We start from the raw sequence: 25,150 nt of genomic DNA, 5'->3' as shown, positions 1-25,150 counted from the left end.
CACAGGACACCCAGACCGACGCACCCGACAGCAGAACGGCTCAAGGCAACGCATGCCCCAGCACACCTCCGGGTCTGACCGCGCTGCGGTGCCCCCAGCAGCCCGGGGCACCGTGCGGCCGGCCGCGCCGACCTCGCTCGACGAGCTGTGGCGCTCGTACAAGTCCACCGGCGACGAGCGGCTGCGGGAGCAGCTGATCCTGCACTACTCGCCCCTCGTCAAATACGTCGCCGGACGCGTCAGCGTCGGCCTGCCGTCCAACGTCGAACAGGCGGACTTCGTCTCCTCCGGGGTGTTCGGCCTCATCGACGCCATCGAGAAGTTCGACGTCGAGCGCGCCATCAAGTTCGAGACCTACGCCATCACCCGCATCCGCGGCGCGATGATCGACGAACTGCGCGCCCTCGACTGGATCCCCCGCTCCGTGCGTCAGAAGGCCCGCAACGTCGAGCGCGCCTACGCCACCCTGGAAGCCCAGCTCCGCCGCACCCCCAGCGAGAGCGAGGTCGCCGCCGAACTCGGCATCCAGCTGGAGGAACTCCACGCCGTCTTCAGCCAGTTGTCCCTCGCCAACGTCGTCGCCCTCGAAGAGCTGCTGCACGTCGGCGGCGAGGGCGGAGACCGGCTCTCCCTCATGGACACCCTGGAGGACACGGCCGCCGACAACCCCGTCGAGGTCGCCGAGGACCGCGAGCTGCGCCGGCTCCTCGCCCGCGCCATCAACACGCTCCCCGAGCGCGAGAAGACCGTGGTCACCCTGTACTACTACGAGGGCCTGACCCTCGCCGAGATCGGCAACGTCCTCGGCGTCACCGAGAGCCGCGTCAGCCAGATCCACACCAAGTCCGTCCTGCAGCTCCGCGCCAAGCTGGCCGACGTGGGACGCTGACCGCGCCGCACCGGTCGTACAGTGGAGCCGTGCCCAGGATTCGAGCGGCCTCCGTGGCCGAGCACCGGACCATGCAGCGCGGCGCCCTCCTGGACGCCGCGCGTTCCCTGCTGTCCGAGGGCGGGACGGAGGCGCTGACCTTCCCCGCGCTCGCCGAGCGCACCGGCCTCGCCCGCTCGTCGGTCTACGAGTACTTCCGCTCCCGCGCCGCCGTCGTCGAGGAACTGTGCGCGGTCGACTTCCCCGTCTGGGCCGCCGAGGTCGAACTCGCCATGGCCGGCGTCGACGCCCCCGAGGACAAGGTCGCCGCCTACGTCCGCAAGCAGCTGGAACTCGTCGGCGACCGCCGCCACCGCGCCGTCGTCGCCATCTCCGCCGGCGAGCTCGACGACGGCGCCCGCGAGAAGATCCGCGCCGCCCACGGCGGCCTCGTCGCCATGGTCGTCGACGCCCTCGCTGCCCTCGGCGTCCCCGAACCCCGCCTCGGTGCCATGCTCCTCCAGGGCGTCGTGGACGCCGCCGTCCGCCGCATCGAACTCGGCGCCGCCGAGGACCCCACCGCCATCACCGAAGCGGCCGTCACCATGGCCCTCCACGGCGTAACCGGCCCCACCCCCTGAACCCGGGGGACCTCCCCCTCCCCCCCCTCCCCCCCCGCCCCCCCGCCCCTCACCCCTCCCTCGCCCCGGCTACCCGCCCAGCGGTAGGAGGCGTGACCGTGCTCTGGGTGCCAGGAGGAGGGGGTTCAGGTAGGTGTCGTCGTGGAGGAGGCCCCAGTGGAGGCAGGGGGTGGTGCAGTGGGTATCCAGGGTGGTCTCGGCGATCGGGGTGCCCTCGGTGACCTGGGTGCCGGTGGTGATCAGGGGGGTGACCGGGGTGAACGTGGTGCGGAGTGGGGGCGTGCCGGTGGCTGTGAGGGTGAGGGTGACCACGCCGCGGCCGGCTACCTGGCCGGCGTAGGTGATGGTGCCGGTGGCGGGGGCGAGGACCGGGGTGCCGGGGGGTGCCGCGAGGTCGATGCCGCGGTGGCCGGCGGCGTAGGGGCCCGGTGGGGGGTGCCAGCCGCGCAGGATCTGCGGTGGGGGCGGGGGGACCGGCCAGAGGAAGGTCAGGGCGAGGAAGAGCGTCGTGAGCTGCATGGGGAGAGCGTCCCCGGTCGGGGTGGTTCGGGACGGGCGCGGGCGTTTTCTGTGGACAAGCGGCGGCCTGTGGACAAGGCCGTCACCCGGTGGTCCCGGGTTCCCGTACACTTCCTATGGCGACCCGGGTCACCGGGTCGACTTCGCACGCCCCGCCACTCGTCTCCACGAGCACGGTGGCAGCGCCTTTCGGTCCTTCGTGGCACGGCGCGCCGGGGCGTCAGGAACACAACCGAGAAACCCAAGGAGATACGGCCATGGCCGTCGTCACGATGCGGGAGCTGCTGGAGAGCGGCGTCCACTTCGGTCACCAGACCCGTCGCTGGAACCCGAAGATGAAGCGTTTCATCTTCACCGAGCGCAACGGCATCTACATCATCGACCTGCTCCAGTCGCTGTCGTACATCGACCGCGCCTTCGAGTTCGTCAAGGAGACCGTCGCGCACGGCGGCTCCGTGATGTTCGTCGGTACGAAGAAGCAGGCCCAGGAGGCCATCGCCGAGCAGGCGACGCGCGTCGGCATGCCCTACGTCAACCAGCGCTGGCTGGGCGGCATGCTCACCAACTTCTCCACCGTCTACAAGCGTCTGCAGCGCCTCAAGGAGCTCGAGCAGATCGACTTCGAGGACGTCGCGGCCTCGGGTCTCACCAAGAAGGAGCTCCTGGTCCTCTCGCGCGAGAAGGCCAAGCTGGAGAAGACCCTCGGTGGTATCCGCGAGATGCAGAAGGTGCCGAGCGCCGTCTGGATCGTCGACACCAAGAAGGAGCACATCGCCGTCGGCGAGGCTCGCAAGCTCAACATCCCGGTCGTCGCGATCCTCGACACCAACTGTGACCCCGACGAGGTCGACTACAAGATCCCGGGCAACGACGACGCGATCCGCTCCGTCACCCTGCTCACCCGCGTGATCGCCGACGCCGTCGCCGAGGGCCTCATCGCCCGCTCCGGTGCCGCCGCCGGTGACTCGAAGCCGGGCGAGAAGGCCGCCGGCGAGCCGCTCGCCGAGTGGGAGCGCGACCTGCTCGAGGGCGAGAAGAAGGACGAGGCCGCCGAGGTCCAGTCCTCCGCCGAGACCGAGAAGGCCGTCGAGGCCGAGGCTCAGGTCGAGACCCCGGCCGCCGAGGCCGAGGCTCCGGCCGCCGAGCAGGGCTGACCTTCCGCACCCCGGAAACACCGCGGAGGTGACGGCGGGGGCTCAGAAAGCCCCCGCCGTCCCGCCGTAGATCTTCGTAGATCTTTCTGACTTCGAGAGAGAAACAGACTCATGGCGAACTACACCGCCGCTGACGTCAAGAAGCTCCGTGAGCTCACCGGCGCCGGCATGATGGACTGCAAGAAGGCCCTCGAAGAGGCCGACGGCGATGTCGACAAGGCCGTAGAGGCCCTGCGCATCAAGGGCCAGAAGGGTGTCGCCAAGCGTGAGGGCCGCTCCGCCGAGAACGGCGCCGTGGTCTCCCTCATCGCCGACGACAACACCTCCGGCGTCATCGTCGAGCTGAAGTGCGAGACGGACTTCGTCGCCAAGGGTGACAAGTTCCTCGCCGTCGCCGACGCCCTCGCCGCCCACGTCGCCGCCACCAAGCCGGCCGACATCGAGGCCCTGCTCGCCTCCGAGATCGAGGCCGGCAAGACCGTGCAGGCCTTCGTGGACGAGGCCAACGCCAACCTCGGCGAGAAGATCGTCCTCGACCGCTTCGCGGCCTACGCCGACGGTTACGTCTCCGCGTACATGCACCGCACCATGCCCGACCTCCCGCCGCAGATCGGTGTCCTCGTCGAGTTCGACAAGGAGAACGCCGAGGTCGCCAAGGGTGTCGCGCAGCACATCGCCGCCTTCGCGCCGAAGTACCTCACCCGTGAGGACGTCCCGGCCGAGGTCGTCGAGTCCGAGCGCCGCATCGCCGAGGAGACCACCCGCGCCGAGGGCAAGCCCGAGGCCGCGATCGCCAAGATCGTCGAGGGTCGCGTCAACGGCTTCTTCAAGGACGCCACGCTGCTCGGCCAGCCGTACGCCCTTGACAACAAGAAGTCCGTCCAGCAGATCCTGGACGAGGCCGGTGTCACCCTGAAGCGCTTCAGCCGCATCAAGGTCGGCATCTGAGTCCGTCCGTCCACGCGAACGCGACGGACACCGGACCCGGGTAGGGTCTGAGACAGTCGTCCCGCCCCGCGCGGGACGACCGCAGATGTGACGAGGAGGCCATTGCCGTACGGGAAACCCACGAGGACCCAGGGCAATGGCCTTCTTCGTATGTGTACGAGGAGATCTCCATGAATCAGGGCGCCGAACAGGGCCACGACGACAACAGCGGCAGGAAGCTCGGCCGCTACATGCTGAAGCTGTCCGGGGAAGCCTTCTCCGGCGGTACCGGTCTCGGTGTCGACCCGGACGTCGTGCACGCCATCGCGCGTGAGATCGCGGCCGTGGTCCGCGACGGCGCCCAGATCGCCATCGTCATCGGCGGCGGCAACTTCTTCCGCGGCGCCGAGCTCCAGCAGCGCGGCATGGACCGGGCCCGCTCCGACTACATGGGCATGCTCGGCACCGTGATGAACTGCCTCGCCCTCCAGGACTTCCTGGAGAAGGAGGGCATCGACTCCCGCGTCCAGACCGCCATCACCATGGGCCAGGTCGCCGAGCCGTACATCCCGCTGCGCGCCGTGCGCCACCTGGAGAAGGGCCGCGTGGTCATCTTCGGCGCCGGCATGGGCATGCCGTACTTCTCCACCGACACGACCGCCGCCCAGCGGGCCCTGGAGATCGACGCCGAAGCGCTCCTCATGGGCAAGAACGGCGTGGACGGCGTCTACGACTCCGACCCGAGGACCAACCCGGCCGCGGTCAAGTTCGACGCCCTGGAGTACAGCGAGGTCATCACCCGCGACCTCAAGGTCGCCGACGCCACCGCCATCACCCTGTGCCGCGACAACAAGCTTCCGATCCTCGTCTTCGAACTGCTCGCCGAGGGCAATATCGCGCGCGCCGTGACGGGTGAGAAGATCGGCACACTCGTGAGCGACCAGGGCACCCGGGCCTGACCCAGGCCCGCCCTCAACCGACACAACGCGACGACACGCAGGAGCATGTGGTGATCGAAGAGACCCTCCTCGAGGCCGAGGAGAAGATGGAGAAGGCGGTCGTGGTCGCCAAGGAGGACTTCGCCGCGATCCGCACCGGCCGTGCGCACCCGGCGATGTTCAACAAGATCGTGGCCGACTACTACGGCGCCATCACCCCCATCAACCAGCTGGCGTCGTTCTCGGTGCCGGAGCCGCGCATGGCCGTGGTGACCCCGTTCGACAAGAGCGCGCTGCGCAACATCGAGCAGGCCATCCGCGACTCGGACCTCGGCGTCAACCCGAGCAACGACGGCAACATCATCCGGGTGGTCTTCCCGGAGCTCACCGAAGAGCGCCGCCGCGACTACATCAAGGTCGCCAAGACCAAGGCCGAGGACTCCAAGATCTCGATCCGCTCCGTGCGCCGCAAGGCTAAGGAGACCATCGACAAGTTCGTCAAGGACGGCGAGGTCGGCGAGGACGAGGGCCGCCGCGCGGAGAAGGAGCTCGACGACACCACCGCGAAGTACGTGGCGCAGGTCGACGAGCTGCTGAAGCACAAGGAAGCCGAGCTCCTCGAGGTCTGATGAACGACTCATCCTGGGGAGCGCCGGCGGCCGGTTCAGGTCTCGGCGGACCCGACCAGGGGCCTGCCCCGGCGGGTCCCGCCGTCGATCGGCACCGGGCGGCGCAGACTCGCCCCATGCCCATCGTGCCCGACGTACCCGCCGGCGGATTCCAGGACGGACACGGACGGGGGGCCGCTCACCCGAGCGGTCCCCTGTTCCGTGACGAGACCCCGCACGAGCACCCGCAGGAGCCCATGCCCAGCCCCGCCCCGCCTCCTCCGCCGTCCGCGGCCCCCGCGCCCCGGCAGAAGAAGAGCGCGGGCCGGGATCTGGGCGCGGCCATAGGGGTCGGCGTCGGTCTCGGGGCCGTGATCATCGCGTCGCTGTTCATCTGGAAGCCGGCCTTCGTCGGGGTCGTCGCGGTGGCCGTGGTCGTCGGGCTCTGGGAGCTGACCTCCCGGCTCCAGGAGCGCAAGGCGATCAAGGCGCCGCTCGTGCCGCTCGCGGTCGGCGGCGCGGCGATGGTCGTCGCCGGATACGTGCGGGGCCCCGAGGGCGCCTGGGTCGCGATGGCCCTGACGGCGCTCGCGGTGCTCGTCTGGCGGATGACGGAACCCCCCGAGGGGTATCTGAAGGACGTCACGGCGGGCGTGTTCGCCGCGTTCTACGTGCCGTTCCTGGCGACCTTCGTGGCGATGCTGCTCACCGCCGGCGACGGGCCGTGGCGGGTGCTGACCTTCCTGCTGCTCACGGTGGTCAGCGACACCGGGGCGTACGCGGTGGGCTGGCGCTTCGGCAAGCACAAGCTGGCGCCGCGGATCAGCCCCGGCAAGACCCGCGAGGGGCTGTTCGGCGCGGTGGCCTTCGCGATGGCGGCCGGCGCGCTGTGCATGCAGTTCCTCATCGACGACGGCACCTGGTGGCAGGGTCTGATCCTCGGCCTCGCGGTGGCGGCGAGCGCGACGCTCGGCGACCTCGGCGAGTCGATGATCAAGCGCGACCTCGGCATCAAGGACATGGGCACGCTGCTCCCGGGGCACGGGGGCATCATGGACCGGCTCGACTCGCTGCTGCCGACGGCGCCGGTGGTGTGGCTGCTCCTCGCACTGTTCGTGGGCACCACCTGACCTGGTGTTCTTTCCGAGAAGGGCCCGTTGTCCACAGGATGGCGGGCCCTTCTCCGCATCTCTGCGACACTGGTATCACCATGCCCAAGCCCGGAGAACTCACTTTCGTCGCCCCGCGCGGAGCCAAGAAGCCGCCGCGGCACCTCGCCGACCTCTCGCCCGCCGAGCGGAAGGAGGCCGTCGCCGCGATCGGCGAGAAGCCCTTCCGCGCCAAGCAGCTGTCGACGCACTACTTCGCGCGGTACGCGCACGACCCCGCCGAGTGGACCGACATCCCGGCCGCCTCGCGGGAGAAGCTGGCCGGGGAGCTGCTGCCCGACCTGATGTCGGTGGTGCGGCACATCTCGTGCGACGACGACACCACCCGTAAGACCCTGTGGCGGCTGCACGACGGCACGCTCGTGGAGTCGGTGCTGATGCGCTACCCGGACCGGGTGACGATGTGCATCTCCTCGCAGGCCGGCTGCGGCATGAACTGCCCGTTCTGCGCGACCGGGCAGGCCGGTCTCGACCGGAACCTGTCGACGGCCGAGATCGTGCACCAGATCGTCGACGGCATGCGCGCGCTGCGCGACGGCGAGGTGCCCGGCGGGCCGGCGCGGCTTTCGAACATCGTCTTCATGGGGATGGGCGAGCCGCTCGCCAACTACAAGCGGGTCGTCGGCGCCATCCGCCGGCTGACCGACCCGGAGCCCGACGGCCTCGGCCTGTCGCAGCGCGGGATCACGGTGTCGACGGTGGGTCTGGTGCCGGCGATGCTGCGCTTCGCCGACGAGGGCTTCAAGTGCCGGCTGGCGGTCTCCCTGCACGCCCCGGACGACGAGCTGCGGGACACGCTGGTGCCGGTGAACACGCGCTGGAAGGTGCGGGAGGTGCTGGACGCGGCGTGGGAGTACGCCGAGAGGTCCGGGCGCCGGATCTCCATCGAGTACGCCCTCATCCGGGACATCAACGACCAGGCCTGGCGGGGTGACCTGCTGGGCAAGCTGCTCAAGGGCAAGCGGGTGCACGTCAACCTGATCCCCCTGAACCCGACGCCCGGCTCGAAGTGGACCGCCTCCCGGCCGGAGGACGAGAAGGCCTTCGTCGACGCCATCGCCCGGCACGGTGTGCCGGTGACCGTCCGGGACACCCGGGGCCAGGAGATCGACGGCGCCTGTGGACAGCTCGCCGCCGCCGAACGCTGACCTTGTACCCTGTGCTCGAACACACCTGCATATTCCGACAGGGGAGCGCCACAGCGCTGAGAGTGCGGTAACCGTAGACCGCAGACCCTCTGAACCTCGCCCAGGTCATTCTGGGTAGGAAGTTCGGTCGTACCTCGAGCTGTTGCGCCCTGCCCGCGTCCGGTCCCCGGTCGTGGGCAGGGCCGCGTCTCTTCCTGGTCCCACCCAGGAGGATCACACATGCACACCAAGAAGGCCGCAGCGGTCGCGCTGGCCGCGGCGCTCGGCGTCACGGGCCTCGCCGCCTGCTCCACCGAGTCCGCCCGCGACGCCGCGGGCAAGTCCGGGGAGCCCGCGCCGAAGACCGTCACGCTCGTCAGCCACGACTCCTTCAACGCCTCCAAGGAGGTGCTGGCGGAGTTCACGAAGCAGACCGGTTTCACCGTGAAGGTGCTGAAGGCCGGTGACGCGGGCGAGGCCGTCAACAAGGAGATCCTGACCAAGGGCTCCCCGCAGGGCGACGTCTTCTTCGGCGTCGACAACACCCTGCTCTCCCGCGCCGTCGAGAACGGCATCTTCGTGCCGTACGACGCGAAGGGCGCCGAGCGGATCCCGGACACCTTCAAGCTCGACAAGCGGGTCACGCCGGTCGACACCGGCGACATCTGCGTCAACTACGACAAGAAGTACTTCGCGGACAGGAAGCTGGCGCCGCCGCAGACCTTCGACGACCTGGCGAAGCCGGAGTACAAGGACCTCCTCGTGGTGGAGAACCCCGAGCGGTCCTCCCCGGGCCTCGGTTTCCTCCTCGGCACGGTCGCGAAGTACGGCGACGCCGGCTGGCAGGACTACTGGAAGAAGCTGAAGGCGAACGGCGTGAAGACCGTCGACAGCTGGGAGCTCGCCTACAACCAGGAGTTCTCCGGTTCGGCCGGCGGCAAGGAGGCCAAGGGCGACCGTCCGCTGGTCGTCTCGTACGCCTCCAGCCCGCCGGTCGAGGTGCTGTACGCCGAGCCGCAGCCGAAGGAGGCGCCCACCGGGGTGTCCACCGGCACCTGCTTCCGGCAGATCGAGTTCGCGGGCCTGCTGGACGGGGCGAAGAACCCCGAGGGCGGCAAGGCGCTGATCGACTTCCTGATCTCGAAGAAGTTCCAGGACGACATGCCGCTGCAGATGTTCGTGAACCCGGTGGCGAAGGACGCGACCCTGCCGGAGCTGTTCACGAAGCACGGCGTGGTGATCGAGAAGCCGGAGACGGTGGCGCCGGAGAAGATCGCCGAGAAGCGTGAGGCGTGGATCCAGCAGTGGTCGTCGCTCCTCAAGTGAGGCGCGACCCGAGGGGGAGCGCGGCGCGGCTGGGCCTGATGGCCCTGCCCGTCGCGTTCTTCGCGGTCTTCTTCGCCTGGCCCGTCGCGTCGATCGTCGAGCGCGGGCTGCGGCCCGACGGCGCCTGGGACCTCGGCGCGATCGGGGCGACCCTGGGCCGGTCCGACATCCTCGACGTGCTCGGCTTCACCGTCTGGCAGGCGGCCGCCTCCACCGGGCTCACGCTGCTCGTCGCGCTGCCGGGCGCGTACGTCTTCGCCCGCTTCGACTTCCCGGGGAAGGGCGTGCTGCGGGCGGTCGTCACCGTGCCGTTCGTGCTGCCGACGGTGCTCGTTGGCACGGCGTTCCTCGCCCTGGTGGGCCGGGGCGGGTTCACCGACGAGCTGTGGGGGCTGCGGCTCGACACCAGTGTGTGGGCGATCCTCCTCGCGCACGTCTTCTTCAACTACGCGGTCGTCGTCCGGACCGTCGGCGGGCTCTGGTCCCAGCTCGACCCGCGCCAGGAGGAGGCGGCCCGGGTGCTCGGCGCGTCCCGGTGGACGGCGTGGCGGTCGGTGACGCTGCCGGCGCTCGTCCCCGCGGTGTCGGCGGCGGCGCTGATGGTCTTCCTCTTCACCTTCACCTCCTTCGGCGTCGTGCAGATCCTCGGCGGGGACGCGTACACGACGCTGGAGGCGGAGATCTACCGGCAGACGGCCCGGCTGCTCGACCTGCGGACGGCGGCCGTACTGACCCTGGTGCAGTTCGTGGCGGTCGGCGTGATCCTCGCCGTGCACGCGCGGACGGTACGGCGCCGGGAGACCGCGCTGCGCCTGGTGCCCCCGGAGCTGACCGCGCGCCGGCCGCGCGGCGCCGGCCAGTGGGCGCTGCTCGGCGGGGTGCTGGCCTCGGTGGCCGTCCTGATCCTGCTGCCGCTCGGCGTCCTGGTGGAGCGGTCCCTCGCGACGCCGGAGGGGTACGGGCTCCGCTACTACCGGGCGCTCGGCTCGCTCGACGAGGCCGGGACGTTCCTGGTGCCGCCGCTGGAGGCGGTCGGGAATTCGCTGCGGTACGCGGTCGCGGCCACGGCGATCGCGGTCGTCATCGGCGGGCTCGCGGCGGCGGCGCTGACGAGGCGCGCGGGACGCCTTGTACGGGGCTTCGACGCGCTGCTCATGCTGCCGCTCGGGGTGTCGGCGGTGACCGTCGGCTTCGGGTTCCTGATCACGCTGGACGAGCCGCCGTTCGACCTGCGGGCCAGCTGGATCCTCGTACCGCTCGCGCAGGCGCTGGTCGGCGTGCCGTTCGTCGTACGGACGATGCTGCCGGTGCTGCGGGCGGTGGACCAGCGGCTGCGGGAGGCGGCGGCGGTCCTCGGGGCGTCGCCGTGGCGGGCCTGGCGGGAGGTGGACCTGCCGCTGGTGCGGCGGGCGCTGCTGATCGCGGCCGGGTTCGCCTTCGCCGTGTCGCTCGGCGAGTTCGGGGCGACCGTCTTCATCGCCCGGCCCGACAACCCGACGCTGCCGGTCGCGGTGGCGCGCCTGCTCGGCCGGCCGGGCGAGCTCAACTACGGGCAGGCGATGGCCCTGTCGACGATTCTGATGGTGGTGTGCGCGGTCTCCCTGCTGCTGCTCGAACGGCTGCGGACCGACCGGACCACCGGGGAGTTCTGATGCTGACCCTTGACGGAGCGACGGTACGGTTCGGGACGCGGGCGGTCCTCGACGCGGTGGACCTGGAGGTCGCCGAGCACGAGATCGTGTGCGTCCTCGGGCCGAGCGGGTCCGGCAAGTCGACGCTGCTGCGGGCGGTCGCCGGGCTCCAGGCGCTCGACGCGGGCCGGGTGCTGCTCGCGGGCGCCGACCAGGCGGGGGTGCCGACGCACCGGCGCGGGGTGGGCCTCATGTTCCAGGACCACCAGCTCTTCCCGCAGAAGGACGTCGCCGGGAACGTCGCCTTCGGGCCCCGGATGCACGGCGTGCCGAAGGAGGAGCGGGCCGTACGGGTCGAGGAGCTGCTCGACCTGGTGGGCCTGCCGGGCGCCGGGCGGCGGTCGGTCGCCGCGCTGTCCGGAGGCGAGCAGCAGCGGGTGGCGCTGGCGCGGGCGCTGGCGCCGAGGCCCCGGCTGCTGATGCTCGACGAACCGCTGGGGCAGCTGGACCGGGGGCTGCGGGAGCGGCTCGTGGTGGAGCTGCGGGCGCTCTTCGGGCGGCTCGGCACGACGGTCCTCGCCGTCACCCACGACCAGGGCGAGGCGTTCGCGCTCGCGGACCGGGTGGTGGTCATGCGGGACGGGCGGATCGTGCGCTCCGGCACGCCGGTGGACGTGTGGCGGCGGCCGGGCACGGAGTTCGTCGCCCGGTTCCTCGGCTTCGAGAACGTCGTCCCCGCGACGGTGTCCGGGGCGGTGGCGGAGACGGCGTGGGGCCGGATCCCGGTCCCGGACGGTTCCCCGCAGGGGGAGCGGACGCTGCTGGTCCGCCCGGCGGGTGTGCGGGTGACGGACGAGGGCCTCGCCTGCCGGGTCGAGTCCCGCACCTTCCGGGGGCACCACGTCACGGTCGTGCTGCGCCCGGCGGACGGGCCCCCGCTGGAGGCCGAGTTCCCGCTGCGGGAGGTGCCGGCGGTGGGCGCGGAGGTCGCGGTGGCCTTCCGGGCCGAGGACGTGGTGGTGCTGGACGGGGACGACGGGGACCGTCAGAGCCGGTCGTAGAGGGCGCGGAGCCACGGCTGCCGGACCTCGGGCATCCGGGCGAGCGTCCTGCGGAGGATGTGCCCGTCGGGGCCGGAGAGCCGCCGGCGGTGGTCCGGCAGCGGGTAGTCGTCGCGCAGCACACCGGCCGGCGGCCGGCCGGAGACCGGCATCGGGGACGTCTCGACGGGCAGCGCGAGGCGCGCCCAGAGGCGCGGGGCCAGCGGGACGGCGACGGGGGCGACCCTTCCGGCGGACCCGGACCCGGACCCGGACCCGGACCCGGACCCGGACCCGGACCCCGGCTCGTCGGCCGGTCCGTCGTCGCGCCAGGACGCCGCCGGTACGAGGACGATGTCGGCGCCGGTGTCGGGGAGGTTCGGGCCCGCGAGGGCGACGCGGCGGACCGGTCGGCCCGGCGGGAGGAGGCGGGCCGGTTCGGGGCCGAAGAGTTCCGTGACGGGCCCGGCGGGCAGGGCGAGGGGCGCTCCTCCGGAGGCGGCGAGGAGCCGGGCCAGGGCGGCGCCGGCGGCCGCCCCGAGGCGCAGGTCGTGCCACCGGTCCAGGCCGTCGAAGCCGTCGTAGGCGGGCCGGTCCGGCGGGGGCGGGGCGGGCGCGGGGACCTTCAGCGGGCGGCGGACCACGGCATCGGGGGCGTACCAGACCGTCTGCCACAGCCCGCAGTCGTCCTCCCGGAAGCCGACGCCCAGGCCGCAGCCCGCGCACTCCAGGTTCGGCTCCGCACCCGCCGCGATGCCCAGGCAGTGGCTCTCGCAGCGCTCGGGGACCAGCCGGGTGGCGCGCGTGTCGCCGGGGGCGAGCACCAGGTGGTTCCGCGGGCCGAGGGGGACGGGGTACACGGGGGCGTACACCCCGGCGGCGGCCGCCTCCGCCGCGCTCAGCCGCTCCCAGTCGCGCCAGGGCCGGCGCCAGGGGTCCGGGTCGACGGCGTACGTCCCCGGTTCCATGAGCGGCGGCAGCGGTTCGTGGAACCGGGTGACGTGGGTCTCCGGGGGCAGAGCCACCCGCTGTACCGGCACCGACAGTTCCGTGCCGCAGTCCGTGCACGCGAGGAGGTCCATCTACGCGGCTCCGAGGCGGGCCAGGGCCGCGGGGGCCTCGTCGATGGAGTCGACCAGGGCGATCCGGGCGGCCATCGGGCGGCCGGCCGCGAGGGTCTCCAGGAGGGGCCAGGCGGGGAGGCGTTCGGTCCAGTGGGCGCGGTCGACGAGGACCATGGGGGTGGGGGCGCCGAGGGACCCGTAGTAGTTGGGGGTGGTGTTGTCGAAGATCTCCTGGACGGTGCCGGCGGCGCCGGGGAGGAAGACGACACCGGCGGTGGAGCGGGCCAGGAGGCCGTCCTCGCGGAGCGCGTTGGTGAAGTACTTGGCTATGTGCCGGGCGAAGGCGTTGGGCGGTTCGTGGCCGTAGAACCAGGTGGGGATGCCGACCGAGTCGCCTCCGCCGGGCAGCAGCGCCCGTACGCCGAAGGCCGCGCGGGCCCACTCGGTCACCGAGGGGGTGAAGGAGGGGGCCTCGGCGAGGAGGGCGAGGGCGTCGCCGAGCGCCGGGTCGTCGAAGGGGGCGGTGTACGCGCCGAGGTTCGCCGCCTCCATGGCGCCGGGGCCGCCGCCGGTCGCCACCGTGTACCCGGCGCGGGAGAGGGAGCGGCCGAGGCGGGCCGCGCCCGCGTACGCCTCGGTGCCCCGGTCCATCGCGTGGCCGCCCATGACGCCGACGACCCGCCGGCCGGCGAGGTGCTCGTCGAGGGAGTCGCCGACGGCGTCGTCGTGGATCGAGCGGAGCATGGAGGAGAAGACGTCGCCGTCGGCGCGGGTGGCGCCGAACCAGGCGTAGGAGAGGGCGTCGGGGGTGGCCGCGTAACCGCCGGGCCCGGTGACGCCCTCGTACAGCTCGCCCGGGGTGTAGAGCCGGTTGCGGTACGGGTCGAAGGGGAGGTCGGGGACGGGCGGGAAGACCAGGGCGCCGTCGGCCCGGACCTTGGCGGCGGCCTCCGGCTCCATCGGGCAGCCGAGGAAGACGGTGGCGGCGGTGGAGGAGGCGAGGAGCGCGAAGGTGCGGTCGGTGAGGTCGACGGACTGGACGCGGAGTCCGGCGAGGCCGCCGGGCCGGGCGAGCGACGCGTCGAACGCGTCCAGGGTGTGGATCTCGCGGCCGCTCCTGCGGGGGCGCGGCGGTGGGGGCGTCGCCATGGGCCCACGATAGGCGGCCCATGGCGACGGGGCCCGCTGGTTTTCTCCGGGCCGTCCAGCCCGTCAGGCCGTCCAGCCCGTCAAGCCGTCAGGCCGTCAGGGGCAGGGCGGCGAGTTCGCCGACGAGCCAGGTCAGCGGGAGGAAGACGGCGAGCAGGGCGCCGGCCCGCAGCAGGGCGGCGGTGCGCAGCACGGTGGGCGGGGCGCCGAGCCGGGCGAGGGCCTCCGCGGTGTGGGCGCGGCACTGGCGGGACTCCAGGGCGGCGGTGAGCAGGGTCGCCGTGGTGCAGGCCAGGACGACGCCGGCACCGAGGCCGGTGAGCGGTCCGAAGGCGGTGCCGCCGTCCCCGGCGGCGTACACGGTGGCGGCGGCGAGGGTGCCGGAGAGGACCGCGCAGACGACGCCGAGGGGGCGGCCGATGCGGCCGGCCTCGTCCATGAGGACCCGTCCGGCGAGGAGGCGTACGGCTCCGGGGCGGGCGGTCTGCAGCAGCCGGCCGCACAGGTGGGTGAGGCCGGGTCCGGCGAGCGCGAGTCCGGCGGCGGTGAGGACCCAGCCGGCGAGGACACCGGCGGGGGAGCCGTCGAAGCGGCCGGGCAGGGCGACACCGCCGTCGCCGCCGCGGCCCGTGTACGTCTCCACGGCGAGGCCGACGGCGACGAGCGCGACGCCCCACGGCAGGCCGTTCGGCACCGGCCGGGCGGCGCCCTCGGGGGCGGGGGTGCCGGTGCGGGGGCGCAGGGCGAGGCCGGCGGCGGTGGCGCCGGCGACCGGGACGATCGCGAGCAGGGTGAGGGCGCCGGCCAGCGGCAGCGGCTGGTCGGCGGCGAGCAGTCCGGCGGCGGCGCCGTCGAAGGGGAGGCCGGTGATGTCGCCGCGCAGGTGGAGGTAGACGAGGAGGGCGACCATGGAGCCGAGGGTGCAGGCGACGGCGGTCGAGGTGGCGGCGATGGCGGTGAGCCGGGCCGGGCCGAGGCCGATGGAGGAGAGTCCGGGCCGCGGCCGGGTGGCGGGGTCGGTGCGGGCGACGGCGACGGCGAACTGGACGGTGGCGGCGATCGGCAGCGCGCACCAGAGCAGCCGCAGCGCGGAGGCGGCGGAGTGTTCGGGGTGGCCGACGGCGTAGCCGAGGGTGCAGAGCAGCAGGAAGCCCACGCCCGCGGCGGCCGCGGCGACGAGGAGCCGCCGCAGCTGGACCAGCGGGTGGGAGCCGCGGACTAGACGGAGAGCGAGCACGCGGCGACGCCCTCCGCCCCCGTGGCGGGCGGCACGCTCCCGGCCCGGCGTCCGTCGAGCAGGGTGACCGTGCGGTCGGCGAGCGCCGCGACCTCCGGGTCGTGGGTGGCGAGGAGCACGGTGATGCCGTGCGAGCGGGCGGCGGCGGTGAGGGTGCGGAGCACCTGTGCGCCGTCGGCCCGGTGCAGGGCGGCGGTGGGTTCGTCGGCGAAGAGGACCGAGGGCGCGGCGGCGAGCGCGCGGGCGATGGCGGTGCGCTGGCGCTGGGAGCGGGTGAGCGCGTGCGGGCGGACGCGGGCGCAGGCGCCGGTGTCGAGGCGGTCGAGCCATTCGCAGGCGGCGGTCCGGGCGGCCCGGTGGGGGACCCCGCGCAGCAGCAGCGGCAGGGCGGTGTTCTCCCAGGCGGTGAGTTCGGGGACGAGGCCGTCGTCGGGGCCGATCCAGCCGAAGCGTTCGCGGCGGAGCCGTTCGCGGCCGGCCGGGGGGAGGGTATGGACGGGGGAGCTGTTGAACCAGACCTCGCCCTGCTGGGCGGCGAGTTCGCCGGAGAGGCAGCGCAGGAGGGTGGTCTTGCCGCTGCCGCGGGGGCCGGTCACGGCGAGGATCTCGCCCTCGCGGACGCCGACGGAGACGCCGCTGAGGGCCTCCGTGCCACCCAGGGAGCAGTGCAGGGAACGCGCCCAGAGCACGTCGTTGTCCGGTGGGGCCATCGCGTACACCTCGATGTCGGTTCCGATTCTTGCCGTTCCCCCGTCCGGGGGAACGAGGGCCGGGCCTGTCGGTCACTGGGCACCGTAAGTATTCGGATCCGGTTGTACGGACAGCACGCGGCCCGGGCCGCCGCCATCCACTCGGATGGCGGCATGCCCGGGCCTGGGTCACGCCGTGAGGGCGGCGTGGCGCGGGGGGACCCGCGGAGGCGGGGGGTCCTCGGGACGGGTCCCCTGGCGGCGGGGGAGCCTTACAGCTTGGTCCACGCCTCGGTCAGCACGTTGCGCAGGATGCCCTCGATCTCGTCGAAGGTGCCCTGGTCGGCGATGAGCGGCGGGGCCAGCTGGATGACCGGGTCGCCGCGGTCGTCGGCGCGGCAGTACAGGCCGGCGTCGTACAGCGCCTTGGAGAGGAAGCCGTACAGGACGCGCTCCACCTCCTCGTCGTTGAAGGACTCCTTGGTGGCCTTGTCCTTGACGAGCTCGATGCCGTAGAAGAAGCCGTTGCCGCGGACGTCGCCGACGATCGGGAGGTCGTGCAGCTTCGACAGCGTCGAGAAGAAGGCGCCCTCGTTGTCCAGCACGTGCTGGTTGAGGCCTTCCTTGTCGAAGATGTCCAGGTTGGCGATCGCGACCGCCGAGGACACCGGGTGGCCACCGAAGGTGTAGCCGTGGAGGAAGGTGTTGTCGCCCTTGTAGAACGGCTCCGCGATGCGGTCCGAGACGATGCAGGCGCCGATCGGGGAGTAGCCCGAGGTCATGCCCTTGGCGCAGGTGATCATGTCCGGCACGTAGCCGAACTTGTCACAGGCGAACATCGTGCCGAGGCGGCCGAAGGCGCAGATCGTCTCGTCCGAGACGAGGAGCACGTCGTACTGGTCGCAGATCTCGCGGACGCGCTGGAAGTAGCCGGGCGGCGGCGGGAAGCAGCCGCCGGCGTTCTGCACCGGCTCCAGGAAGACGGCCGCGACGGTGTCGGGGCCCTCGAAGAGGATCTGCTGCTCGATCTGGTCGGCGGCCCAGCGGCCGAAGGCCTCCGGGTCGTCGCCGTGGATCGGGGCGCGGTAGATGTTGGTGTTCGGCACCTTGTGCGCGCCGGGGACCAGCGGCTCGAAGGGGGCCTTCAGGGCCGGCAGGCCGGTGATGGACAGGGCGCCCTGCGGGGTGCCGTGGTAGGCGACCGCACGCGAGATGACCTTGTACTTGGTGTGCTTGCCCTGCAGCTTGAAGTACTGCTTGGCGAGCTTCCACGCGGTCTCGACGGCCTCGCCGCCGCCGGTGGTGAAGAAGACCTTGTTGAGGTCGCCCGGGGCGTAGTCCGCGAGGCGCTCGGCGAGCTCGACGGCCTTGGGGTGGGCGTAGGACCACACCGGGAAGAAGGCGAGCTCCTGGGCCTGCTTGTACGCGACCTCGGCCAGCTCCTGGCGGCCGTGACCGGCGTTGACCACGAAGAGGCCCGCGAGACCGTCGAGGTAGCGCTTGCCCTTGTCGTCGAAGATGTAGGTGCCCTCACCTCGGACGATGGTGGGGACGGGGCTGTTCTCGTACGACGACATGCGGGTGAAGTGCATCCACAGGTGGTCGTAGGCGGTCTTGGAGAGGTCGCTGCGGGACTGGGTCACGGTTATCGGGTTCCCCACATATAGGTCTGCTTCTTGAGCTTCAGGTAAACGAAGCTCTCGGTGGAGCGCACGCCGGGGAGCGTGCGGATCCGCTTGTTGATCACGTCCAGAAGGTGGTCGTCGTCCTCGCAGACGATCTCCACCATCAGGTCGAACGAGCCCGCGGTCATCACCACGTACTCGCATTCGGGCATGTCGGTCAGCGCCTCCGCCACCGGATCCAGGTCGCCCTCGACGTGGATGCCGACCATCGCCTGGCGCCGGAGGCCCACGGTGAGCGGGTCGGTGACGGCGACGATCTGCATGACGCCCTGGTCGAGGAGCTTCTGGACGCGCTGCCGCACGGCCGCTTCGGAGAGGCCGACGGCCTTGCCGATGGCGGCGTAGGGGCGGCGGCCGTCCTCCTGGAGCTGCTCGATGATCGCCAGGGAGACGGCATCGACCGTAGGGGACGAACCGGTTCCGGTTCTGGAGTCTGTGCTTCGACTGGCCACGCCTTCACTGTGCACCGAGATGCGCAGTCACGCAACCCCGGAGCGATGAAATTCGTTGCGAGGGACCCTTGAAGTCACTGAATCCGAAGTCGAGGGGGCTCGGGGCTGTTGAAAGCGTCAGCCGAACCAGTAGGCTGAGGTGTCTCACCCATCGGGACGACCGCACAAGGCCGTGCGGAACAAACGTGACAGGAGGGGTGGCAAGTGACCACCGAGCTGCGCCGGCTGCGCAACTACATCGACGGAGAGTTCCGCGACGCGGCCGACGGCCGCACCATCGAGGTGACCAACCCGGTCACCGGCGAGGTGTACGCGACCTCCCCGCTCTCCGGCCAGGCCGACGTCGACGCCGCCATGGAGGCCGCCGCGGCCGCCTTCCCCGCCTGGCGCGACACCACGCCGTCCGAGCGCCAGAAGGTGCTCCTCAAGATCGCCGACGCGTTCGAGGAGCGCGCCGAGGAGCTCATCGCCGCCGAGGTCGAGAACACCGGCAAGCCGGTCGCGCTCACCGCGAGCGAGGAGATCCCGCCGATGGTGGACCAGATCCGCTTCTTCGCGGGTGCCGCCCGGCTGCTCGAAGGCCGCTCGGCCGGCGAGTACATGGAGGGCATGACCTCGATCATCCGCCGCGAGCCGGTCGGCGTCTGCGCGCAGGTCGCGCCGTGGAACTACCCGATGATGATGGCCGTGTGGAAGTTCGCCCCGGCCCTCGCCGCGGGCAACACGGTCGTCCTCAAGCCCTCGGACACCACCCCCGCGTCCACCGTCCTGATGGCCGAGATCATCGGCTCCATCGTCCCCAAGGGCGTCTTCAACGTCATCTGCGGCGACCGCGAGACCGGCCGCGCGATGGTCGAGCACCCGACCCCGGCGATGGCCTCCATCACCGGCTCCGTCCGGGCCGGCATGCAGGTCGCCGAGTCGGCGGCCAAGGACGTCAAGCGCGTCCACCTGGAGCTGGGCGGCAAGGCGCCGGTCGTCGTCTTCGAGGACACCGACATCGAGAAGGCCGTCGAGGACATCTCCGTCGCCGGCTTCTTCAACGCCGGCCAGGACTGCACCGCCGCCACCCGCGTGCTCGTCCACGAGTCCATCCACGACGAGTTCGTCGCCGCCCTCGCCAAGGCCGCCGCCGAGACGAAGACCGGCCGGCCGGACGACGAGGACGTGCTCTACGGCCCGCTCAACAACGCCAACCAGCTGAAGCAGGTCACCGGCTTCATCGACCGCCTCCCGGCCCACGCCAAGGTCGAGGCCGGCGGCCACCGCGTCGGCGACAAGGGCTACTTCTACGCCCCGACCGTCGTCTCCGGCCTCAAGCAGGACGACGAGATCGTCCAGAACGAGGTCTTCGGCCCGGTCATCACCGTCCAGTCCTTCGCCGACGAGGCGCAGGCCCTGGAGTACGCCAACGGCGTCGAGTACGCCCTGGCCTCCTCCGTCTGGACCAAGGACCACCAGCGCGCCATGCGCATGTCCCGCTCGCTCGACTTCGGCTGCGTGTGGATCAACACCCACATCCCGCTCGTCGCCGAGATGCCGCACGGCGGCTTCAAGAAGTCCGGCTACGGCAAGGACCTCTCCGCGTACGGCTTCGAGGACTACACGCGCATCAAGCACGTGATGACCTCGCTGGGCTGAACCGCCCGGTAGTGCCCCGTACGGCCCCGGCACCGGTCGATCCGATGATCGACAAGGTGTCGGGGCCGTGCCGTGCCGCTCGACGGACCGTCCATTGCGAGCGCCTGGAGCCCGGCGGGATGCTCGGCGGGTGAGAGCGACAGCCAGGAAACCCCTGCCCCGCCGGTCCCTCCTGCGCGGCCTCGGCGCCGCCGGCGCCACCGGCCTCCTCGCCGCCTGCGGCGTGAAGCCCGCGTACGTCTCCGAGGACCGGCGCGCCGGACGGGACCTGTCGGGCCGCGAACGGAGCGTCACCTTCGCCAACTGGCCGCTCTACATCGACACCGACGACGACGATCCGCGGAAGCGGCCCAGCCTCGACGCCTTCCGGGAGCGGACCGGGATCTCCGTCCACTACACGGAGGAGATCAACGACAACGACGAGTTCTTCGGGAAGATCGGCCCCGCCCTGATGAACGGGCAGCCCGTCGACCGCGACCTCGTCGTCGTCAGCGACTGGATGGCGGCCCGCTTCGTCCGCCTCGGCTGGGTCCAGAAGATGGACCGCGCCGCGCAGACGAACGTCGCCGGGCACCTCGACCCCCAGCTGCTCCGCCCCGCCTTCGACCCCGGCCGGCTCCACTCCGTCCCCTGGCAGTCCGGCATCACCGGCATCGCCTACAACCGCCGCGGGCTCGGCCGCGAACTGCGCTCCACCCGCCAGCTCTGGGACCCCGACCTGCGCGGCAAGGTCACCCTCCTGTCCGGCCTCGACGAGTCCATCTCCCTGCTCATGCAGGGCAACGGCGTGGACGTCACGCGCTGGACCCAGGACGACTTCCACGCCGTCTGCGACCAGATCGAGAAGCTGGTGCGCGCGCGGCACATCCGCCGCTTCACCGGCAACGACTACATCAAGGACCTGGCCGGCGGCGACGTCCTGGCCTGCCAGGCCTACTCCGGCGACGTCATCCAACTCCAGGCCGACGACCCCGACATCGAGTTCGTCGTCCCCGAGGAGGGCGGCGAACTGTGGGCCGAGTCGCTCCTGATCCCCAACCTCGCCCGCCACAAGACCAACGCCGAGAAGCTCGTGGACTACTACTACGAGCCCGAGGTCGCCGCCGAACTGGCCGCCTGGGTCAACTACGTCTGCCCCGTCCCGGCCGCCCGGACCGTCCTCGCCGACTCCGGCGACGAGGAACGCGCGGCCCTCGCCGAGGACCCGCTGATCTTCCCGGACGCGGCCATGCGGCAGAAGCTCGCCGTCGCCCGTGACATCACCTCCGCCGAACGCAAGGCCATGGCCAAGCGCTGGAACGGGATCGTGGGCCTGTGAGCGACCCGGCATGAGCACGGACCTCTTCCTGATCCGCTTCGCGGACGGCCGTCCGGCCCCGCCGAGCCCCACCTGGAGGTGGAGACACCGGACGGCGGCACCGTCTCCGTCGCCCTCCACCCCGACTCGGTCACTTCAACCGCCCCTGCGGCGGGGAGGTGATGGAGCTGATCTCCCGCCTCCTCGGCGAGCTGGGCGCCGTCCTCCTCGTGCCCGGCGGCCCGACCTTCCTCCATCGTGAGGAGGACAGGGCCCAGGTGCCCGCGGCCCTGGCGAAGCAGGGGGCGGGGCGGAGATCGAGCGGGCCGTCAGGGAAGGGTGACCCCCGTTTCTGAACGCGTTCAAGAGGGGCGTACGCTGGCTTCATGAGCGACTCGAACGGGCCGAGAGCCCTTCTCGCGCGCATCCGCGCCTGGCTGATCCTCTTCGTCGTCTGTCTCGTCCTGAGCGGGGCCACCGCCTTTCCGCTCGTCACCGAACTCCGCTGGCTCGACTCCTCGCTGACCGGCTGGGCCGCGCCCGTCGCCGAGGCGCTGCCGGGGCTCGCCGCGTGGATCCACACGGTGGCCGGCGGGGTCGAGGCGGCCGGGGAGGGGGCCCCGTACCTCCTCTACGGCACCGACTGGCTCGCCTTCGCGCACCTCGTCATCGCCGTCGCCTTCTACGGGCCCTACCGCGACCCGGTCCGCAACATCTGGGTCGTCGAGTTCGGCATGATCGCCTGCGTCGGGATCATCCCGCTCGCCCTGATCTGCGGACCGATCCGCGACATCCCCTTCTGGTGGTCGATGATCGACATGTCCTTCGGGGTCTTCGGGATCCTGCCGCTGCTCCACGTCCGGCGCCTGATCAAGCGGCTGGAGGCCGCCCAGGGGGTCACTCCGACGGCAGCCCGTACGTCGCCAGCATGAGCTCCAGGGCCGTGCGGTTCATCTCCTGGCCCTTCGCGTCCGTCGAGTTGACGCTGTAGACCAGGGTCCGCTCCCCGCGGCGGGTCGAGGCGATGGCCGCGTTGTAGCCCCAGCGGCCGCCGGTCTTGCCCCAGACCTCGCGGCCGCCCAGCCTCTTCATCGACAGACCGACGGAGTACGCCGCCGGCGCGCCGGACCCGAAGTCGGTGACCTCCGGCAGCGTGAACATCTCCTCCAGGAGTGGACCGCGCACCACCCGGCCGGCGAACAGGGCCCGGGTGAAGCGCTCCAGGTCCGCCGTGGTCGAGACCAGATCGCCGGCCGCCCAGCCGTCCGTGACGCCCCACACCGAGACGTCCCGCAGCCCGGTCGTCCCGTCGTCCCGCCGCATCAGCTGATAGCCGTGGTTGTACGGGCCCCGGATCTCCGTCTCACGGCCGGGGGAGTAGGTGTCCCGCAGGTCGAGCGGGCGCAGGATCCGGCGCTCCACCTGCTCCTCGTACGACTCGCCCGTCACCCGCTCCACGATCAGCCCGGCGATCGTGTAGCCGATGTTCAGGTAGTGCTGGCGCGTGCCGGGGCGGAACTCCCTTGGCTGGGCCGTCGCCCGGCGGACCAGCTCCTCCGGCTCGTGCACCTCGAAGCGGCGCTCGTACCACTCCTCCACCGTCCCGCCCGGCATGCCCGCCGGCGGGATGCCGTGCGTGTGGTTCAGCAGCTGACGGACCGTCACCGTCGCGTACCGGCCCGGAATCAGCTCCGGGAGGTACGAACGGGCCGTGCGGTCCAGGTCGATCCGGCCCTCGGCGGCCAGCTGGAGCACGGTCGCCGCCGTGAACACCTTCGTCACCGAACCCATCCGGAAGCGGGCCGCCGGATCGGCCGGCGCCCTCGACTCCAGGTCGTGCACGCCCGCGCTGCCCGCCCAGCTCCCCTCGGTGCCGCCGATCCGGACCAGCGCCGCCGTCGCGTCGGCGCGCGGCAGCCCCGCGATCACCGCCGACAGATCGGGACCGGCCACCGCCGCCGCCGCGGCCGGCGGGGCGGGCGCCGCGAAGGCGGGGGAGAGGGTGAGCGGACCCGCGGCGACGCCCAGGACCAGGGCGGCGGCGAGCAGGGTGCGGGTGGACCTCTTCGGAGGCGTGTTCATGGTCAACTCCCGTGACGTGAGCCGTTTTTCTCGACGACTCCATCCTGCTGACCAGGGGCGACCGGCGGATCGCCCGCACCGGCGGTCCCGCCCCGCCGGTACCTCGCCGGAGCGGGGGAGGATCAGCCGCCCGCGCCTCCCCCGGCCGGGGGAGGACCCGGGGCCACCAGACCCGTCTCGTAGGCGCAGATCACCGCCTGGATCCGGTCCCGCAGCCCCAGCTTCGCCAGCACGTTGCCCACATGGGTCTTCACCGTGTGCTCGGAGACCACCAGCTCCGCCGCGATCTCCGCGTTCGACAGGCCCCGCGCGAGCAGCAGCAGCGTCTCCCGCTCCCGGCCCGTCAGCACGTCGAGCCGGGGGTCCGGCGCCGACGCCCGGCGCGGGCCGCCCGCCGTGTACTGCTCCACCAGCCGCCGGGCCACCGAGGGCGCGAGGAGTGAGTCGCCCGCCGCCACCACCCGCACCGCGTGCACCAGGTCGTCCCGGCGCACGTCCTTCAGGAGGAAGCCGCTCGCGCCCGCGTGCAGCGCCTCGTACACGTACGCGTCCGAGTCGAAGGTCGTCAGGATCACCGTCCGGCAGGCGCTCTCCGCGCTGATCGTGCGGCACGCCTCGATGCCGTCCATCCGGGGCATCCGGATGTCCAGCAGGGCCACATCCGGCCGGTGGCGCCGCACCGCCTCCACCGCCGCCGCCCCGTCGGCCGCCTCGGCGACGACCTCGATGTCGTCCTGGACGTCGAGGATGAGGGCGAAGCCGCTGCGGACCAGCTCCTGGTCGTCGGCCACCACCACGCGGATCGTCACGCTCCCACCTCCGCGGCGGAGGGGACGGGCAGCTCCGCCCGCACCTCGAACCCGGTGCCGTCCCGGCCCGGGCCCGCGGTCGCGGTGCCGCCGTGGGCGCTCGCCCGCTCGCGGATCCCGGTCAGTCCGTGGCCCGCAGGGCGGTCCGGTGACGACCGGAGGCCCCTGCCGTCGTCGCGGACCACGACGGTGAGCAGCCCGGCGGCCCGCTCGATCCGGACGGTGGCGGTGCGGGCCCCGGCGTGCCGGACCGTGTTGGTCAGCGCCTCCTGCACGATCCGGTACACGGTCGTCGCGAGCGGGGCCGGCAGCGCCGACAGCTCGCCGGCCGGCTCGTACCGTACGTCGAGTCCGCCGGCCCGCACCCGGTCGAGCAGCGCGGGCAGCCCGTCCAGGTCCGGCTGCGGGGACCGGCCGTCACCGGTGTCCTCGTCCCGCAGCACGCCGAGCATCCGCCGCAGCTGGCCCATCGCGTCCCGCCCGGTCGCGGAGATCGCCTCGAACGCCGCCTCCGCCCGCTCCGGCGCCCGGCGCACCGCCACCGGACCGGCCTCCGCCTGCACGATCATCAGGCTCACGGCGTGCGACAGGATGTCGTGCATCTCCCGGGCGATCCTGGCCCGTTCCCGCGCGGCCGCCCGCTCCGCCTCCGCCAGGTGCTCCCGCTGCCGGGCGTCGGTGAGCCGCCCGAAGGCGTAGGCGGCGCCGAACACGAAGAGGGAGAAGGTGAGTTCCCGCGCCGACTGCGTGTTGAGCCACACCGACACCGGCACCGCGACCAGCAGCAGGACGCCCGCCGCCAGCCGCTGCCGGGCGGGCGCGAGCACCGCGATCGTGTACGCGCACACCAGGCCCTGGTACGGCAGTGGCTGCCCCGGCCCCTCCAGGGCCAGCCGGTACACCGCGCTCGCGGCGAGCACGGCGAGCAGCACCGTCATCGGCGCCCGCCGCCGCCAGACCAGCGGCAGCACGGTCAACGCCGTCAGCCCGTACGCCGGCCAGGTCGCCGGCGGCAGCTCCGGTCCGCGCGGCACCACGAACGGCATCGTCACCGCCGCCTGCACGAGCAGCGCGAGGCCCACGTCCATGGCCCACGG

At 72.2% G+C, this 25,150-nt stretch carries 24 protein-coding genes and 1 riboswitch; of the genes, 14 read left to right on the top strand and 10 right to left on the bottom strand.

Going from position 1 to position 25,150, the window contains the following annotated elements:
* Window positions 1-52: 52 nt before the first annotated feature.
* The gene (gene whiG, locus HHL19_RS35155) at window positions 53-889 is read left to right on the top strand and encodes an RNA polymerase sigma factor WhiG (RefSeq protein ID WP_169094468.1); all 837 of its coding nucleotides are present in this window, start codon (window positions 53-55) and stop codon (window positions 887-889) included.
* 53 nt (window positions 890-942) lie between these two features.
* Entirely contained in the window at window positions 943-1,509 is a 567-nt protein-coding gene (locus tag HHL19_RS35150) for a TetR/AcrR family transcriptional regulator (RefSeq protein WP_169094478.1), read from the top strand.
* Between the two features lie 69 nt (window positions 1,510-1,578).
* Here the strand turns inward: HHL19_RS35150 and HHL19_RS35145 are convergent, their stop codons facing one another.
* Window positions 1,579-2,028, bottom strand: a complete 450-nt coding sequence (locus HHL19_RS35145; RefSeq protein WP_169094467.1) for a M23 family metallopeptidase — start codon at window positions 2,026-2,028, stop codon at window positions 1,579-1,581.
* A gap of 257 nt (window positions 2,029-2,285) precedes the next feature.
* Here HHL19_RS35145 and rpsB point away from each other — a divergent pair, with 257 nt between their 5' ends.
* From rpsB to HHL19_RS35100, 9 genes are all read left to right on the top strand, one after another.
* Complete coding sequence (gene rpsB / locus HHL19_RS35140; RefSeq protein ID WP_169094466.1) at window positions 2,286-3,182, top strand: 30S ribosomal protein S2; 897 nt, start codon at window positions 2,286-2,288, stop codon at window positions 3,180-3,182.
* 111 nt (window positions 3,183-3,293) lie between these two features.
* A complete protein-coding gene (gene tsf, locus HHL19_RS35135) occupies window positions 3,294-4,130 on the top strand; it encodes a translation elongation factor Ts (protein WP_169094465.1) in 837 nt (278 codons plus the stop codon).
* A gap of 170 nt (window positions 4,131-4,300) precedes the next feature.
* Window positions 4,301-5,068, top strand: a complete 768-nt coding sequence (gene pyrH, locus HHL19_RS35130) for a UMP kinase (protein ID WP_169094464.1) — start codon at window positions 4,301-4,303, stop codon at window positions 5,066-5,068.
* 50 nt (window positions 5,069-5,118) lie between these two features.
* Window positions 5,119-5,676, top strand: coding sequence for a ribosome recycling factor (gene frr, locus HHL19_RS35125; RefSeq protein WP_169094463.1), 558 nt, complete (start codon window positions 5,119-5,121; stop codon window positions 5,674-5,676).
* Window positions 5,676-6,785, top strand: coding sequence for a phosphatidate cytidylyltransferase (locus tag HHL19_RS35120; protein WP_169094462.1), 1,110 nt, complete (start codon window positions 5,676-5,678; stop codon window positions 6,783-6,785). The genes frr and HHL19_RS35120 overlap by 1 nt, the downstream gene beginning before the upstream one ends.
* 80 nt (window positions 6,786-6,865) lie before the next feature.
* Window positions 6,866-7,972, top strand: coding sequence for a 23S rRNA (adenine(2503)-C(2))-methyltransferase RlmN (gene rlmN, locus HHL19_RS35115; protein ID WP_169094461.1), 1,107 nt, complete (start codon window positions 6,866-6,868; stop codon window positions 7,970-7,972).
* 29 nt (window positions 7,973-8,001) lie between these two features.
* A riboswitch (TPP riboswitch) is annotated at window positions 8,002-8,111 on the top strand.
* 80 nt (window positions 8,112-8,191) lie between these two features.
* The gene (locus tag HHL19_RS35110; protein ID WP_169094460.1) at window positions 8,192-9,277 is read left to right on the top strand and encodes a thiamine ABC transporter substrate-binding protein; all 1,086 of its coding nucleotides are present in this window, start codon (window positions 8,192-8,194) and stop codon (window positions 9,275-9,277) included.
* Window positions 9,278-9,315: 38 nt separating this feature from the next.
* On the top strand, window positions 9,316-10,929 hold the full coding sequence (locus HHL19_RS35105) for an iron ABC transporter permease (RefSeq protein WP_206325863.1): 1,614 nt from the start codon (window positions 9,316-9,318) through the stop codon (window positions 10,927-10,929).
* Entirely contained in the window at window positions 10,929-11,969 is a 1,041-nt protein-coding gene (locus tag HHL19_RS35100; protein WP_169094459.1) for an ABC transporter ATP-binding protein, read from the top strand. Before HHL19_RS35105 ends, HHL19_RS35100 begins: the two co-directional genes overlap by 1 nt.
* On the opposite strand, the gene HHL19_RS35095 is transcribed toward HHL19_RS35100, so the two are convergent.
* From HHL19_RS35095 to HHL19_RS35070, 6 genes are all read right to left on the bottom strand, one after another.
* Window positions 11,954-13,030 carry a hypothetical protein gene (locus HHL19_RS35095; RefSeq protein WP_169094458.1) on the bottom strand — a complete coding sequence of 359 codons (1,077 nt, stop codon included), beginning with the start codon at window positions 13,028-13,030 and terminating at the stop codon, window positions 11,954-11,956. The genes HHL19_RS35100 and HHL19_RS35095 overlap by 16 nt on opposite strands.
* Entirely contained in the window at window positions 13,031-14,161 is a 1,131-nt protein-coding gene (locus tag HHL19_RS35090) for an LOG family protein (RefSeq protein WP_169094457.1), read from the bottom strand. It abuts the gene before it with no gap.
* Between the two features lie 88 nt (window positions 14,162-14,249).
* Window positions 14,250-15,398 (bottom strand): hypothetical protein, encoded by a 1,149-nt coding sequence (locus tag HHL19_RS35085; RefSeq protein WP_169094456.1) that lies wholly within the window; start codon window positions 15,396-15,398, stop codon window positions 14,250-14,252.
* A complete protein-coding gene (locus HHL19_RS35080; RefSeq protein ID WP_206325857.1) occupies window positions 15,380-16,108 on the bottom strand; it encodes an ATP-binding cassette domain-containing protein in 729 nt (242 codons plus the stop codon). Before HHL19_RS35080 ends, HHL19_RS35085 begins: the two co-directional genes overlap by 19 nt.
* Before the next feature lie 251 nt (window positions 16,109-16,359).
* A complete protein-coding gene (locus HHL19_RS35075) occupies window positions 16,360-17,748 on the bottom strand; it encodes an aspartate aminotransferase family protein (protein WP_169094454.1) in 1,389 nt (462 codons plus the stop codon).
* A complete protein-coding gene (locus HHL19_RS35070) occupies window positions 17,733-18,224 on the bottom strand; it encodes an Lrp/AsnC family transcriptional regulator (protein ID WP_229851417.1) in 492 nt (163 codons plus the stop codon). The genes HHL19_RS35075 and HHL19_RS35070 overlap by 16 nt, the downstream gene beginning before the upstream one ends.
* A gap of 204 nt (window positions 18,225-18,428) precedes the next feature.
* Between HHL19_RS35070 and HHL19_RS35065 the strand changes: the two genes are divergently transcribed.
* The 3 genes from HHL19_RS35065 to HHL19_RS35055 all read left to right on the top strand — a co-directional run bounded on the left by HHL19_RS35065 (window position 18,429) and on the right by HHL19_RS35055 (window position 22,094).
* A complete protein-coding gene (locus tag HHL19_RS35065) occupies window positions 18,429-19,865 on the top strand; it encodes a gamma-aminobutyraldehyde dehydrogenase (protein WP_169094452.1) in 1,437 nt (478 codons plus the stop codon).
* A 154-nt stretch (window positions 19,866-20,019) separates the two neighbouring features.
* On the top strand, window positions 20,020-21,183 hold the full coding sequence (locus HHL19_RS35060; protein WP_206325868.1) for a spermidine/putrescine ABC transporter substrate-binding protein: 1,164 nt from the start codon (window positions 20,020-20,022) through the stop codon (window positions 21,181-21,183).
* Window positions 21,184-21,548: 365 nt separating this feature from the next.
* Window positions 21,549-22,094 carry a hypothetical protein gene (locus tag HHL19_RS35055; RefSeq protein WP_169094450.1) on the top strand — a complete coding sequence of 182 codons (546 nt, stop codon included), beginning with the start codon at window positions 21,549-21,551 and terminating at the stop codon, window positions 22,092-22,094.
* Here HHL19_RS35055 and HHL19_RS35050 read toward each other — a convergent pair.
* From HHL19_RS35050 to HHL19_RS35040, 3 genes are all read right to left on the bottom strand, one after another.
* Window positions 22,060-23,244: a serine hydrolase domain-containing protein gene (locus HHL19_RS35050; RefSeq protein WP_169094449.1), complete on the bottom strand. Its 1,185-nt coding sequence runs from the start codon at window positions 23,242-23,244 to the stop codon at window positions 22,060-22,062. The genes HHL19_RS35055 and HHL19_RS35050 overlap by 35 nt on opposite strands.
* Window positions 23,245-23,366: 122 nt before the next feature.
* Window positions 23,367-24,053, bottom strand: coding sequence for a response regulator transcription factor (locus tag HHL19_RS35045; protein WP_169094448.1), 687 nt, complete (start codon window positions 24,051-24,053; stop codon window positions 23,367-23,369).
* Window positions 24,050-25,141 (bottom strand): histidine kinase, encoded by a 1,092-nt coding sequence (locus tag HHL19_RS35040; RefSeq protein ID WP_240982059.1) that lies wholly within the window; start codon window positions 25,139-25,141, stop codon window positions 24,050-24,052. The genes HHL19_RS35045 and HHL19_RS35040 overlap by 4 nt, the downstream gene beginning before the upstream one ends.
* Window positions 25,142-25,150: the final 9 nt, after the last annotated feature.

Source organism: Streptomyces sp. R302 (assembly GCF_012927245.1).
In the GTDB taxonomy this organism is placed as follows: domain Bacteria; phylum Actinomycetota; class Actinomycetes; order Streptomycetales; family Streptomycetaceae; genus Streptomyces.
This window is presented reverse-complemented; position numbering and strand designations above follow the sequence as displayed.

Coding starts and splice junctions, on each gene's coding strand:
- pyrH (WP_169094464.1), top strand. CDS start 4,301: ATGAATCAGGGCGCCGAACAGGGCCACGACGACAACAGCGGCAGGAAG.
- HHL19_RS35110 (WP_169094460.1), top strand. CDS start 8,192: ATGCACACCAAGAAGGCCGCAGCGGTCGCGCTGGCCGCGGCGCTCGGC.
- whiG (WP_169094468.1), top strand. CDS start 53: ATGCCCCAGCACACCTCCGGGTCTGACCGCGCTGCGGTGCCCCCAGCA.
- HHL19_RS35145 (WP_169094467.1), bottom strand. CDS start 2,028: ATGCAGCTCACGACGCTCTTCCTCGCCCTGACCTTCCTCTGGCCGGTC.
- rlmN (WP_169094461.1), top strand. CDS start 6,866: ATGCCCAAGCCCGGAGAACTCACTTTCGTCGCCCCGCGCGGAGCCAAG.
- HHL19_RS35055 (WP_169094450.1), top strand. CDS start 21,549: ATGAGCGACTCGAACGGGCCGAGAGCCCTTCTCGCGCGCATCCGCGCC.
- HHL19_RS35100 (WP_169094459.1), top strand. CDS start 10,929: ATGCTGACCCTTGACGGAGCGACGGTACGGTTCGGGACGCGGGCGGTC.
- rpsB (WP_169094466.1), top strand. CDS start 2,286: ATGGCCGTCGTCACGATGCGGGAGCTGCTGGAGAGCGGCGTCCACTTC.
- HHL19_RS35090 (WP_169094457.1), bottom strand. CDS start 14,161: ATGGCGACGCCCCCACCGCCGCGCCCCCGCAGGAGCGGCCGCGAGATC.
- HHL19_RS35050 (WP_169094449.1), bottom strand. CDS start 23,244: ATGAACACGCCTCCGAAGAGGTCCACCCGCACCCTGCTCGCCGCCGCC.
- HHL19_RS35105 (WP_206325863.1), top strand. CDS start 9,316: ATGGCCCTGCCCGTCGCGTTCTTCGCGGTCTTCTTCGCCTGGCCCGTC.
- HHL19_RS35080 (WP_206325857.1), bottom strand. CDS start 16,108: ATGGCCCCACCGGACAACGACGTGCTCTGGGCGCGTTCCCTGCACTGC.
- HHL19_RS35040 (WP_240982059.1), bottom strand. CDS start 25,141: ATGGACGTGGGCCTCGCGCTGCTCGTGCAGGCGGCGGTGACGATGCCG.
- tsf (WP_169094465.1), top strand. CDS start 3,294: ATGGCGAACTACACCGCCGCTGACGTCAAGAAGCTCCGTGAGCTCACC.
- HHL19_RS35095 (WP_169094458.1), bottom strand. CDS start 13,030: ATGGACCTCCTCGCGTGCACGGACTGCGGCACGGAACTGTCGGTGCCG.
- HHL19_RS35120 (WP_169094462.1), top strand. CDS start 5,676: ATGAACGACTCATCCTGGGGAGCGCCGGCGGCCGGTTCAGGTCTCGGC.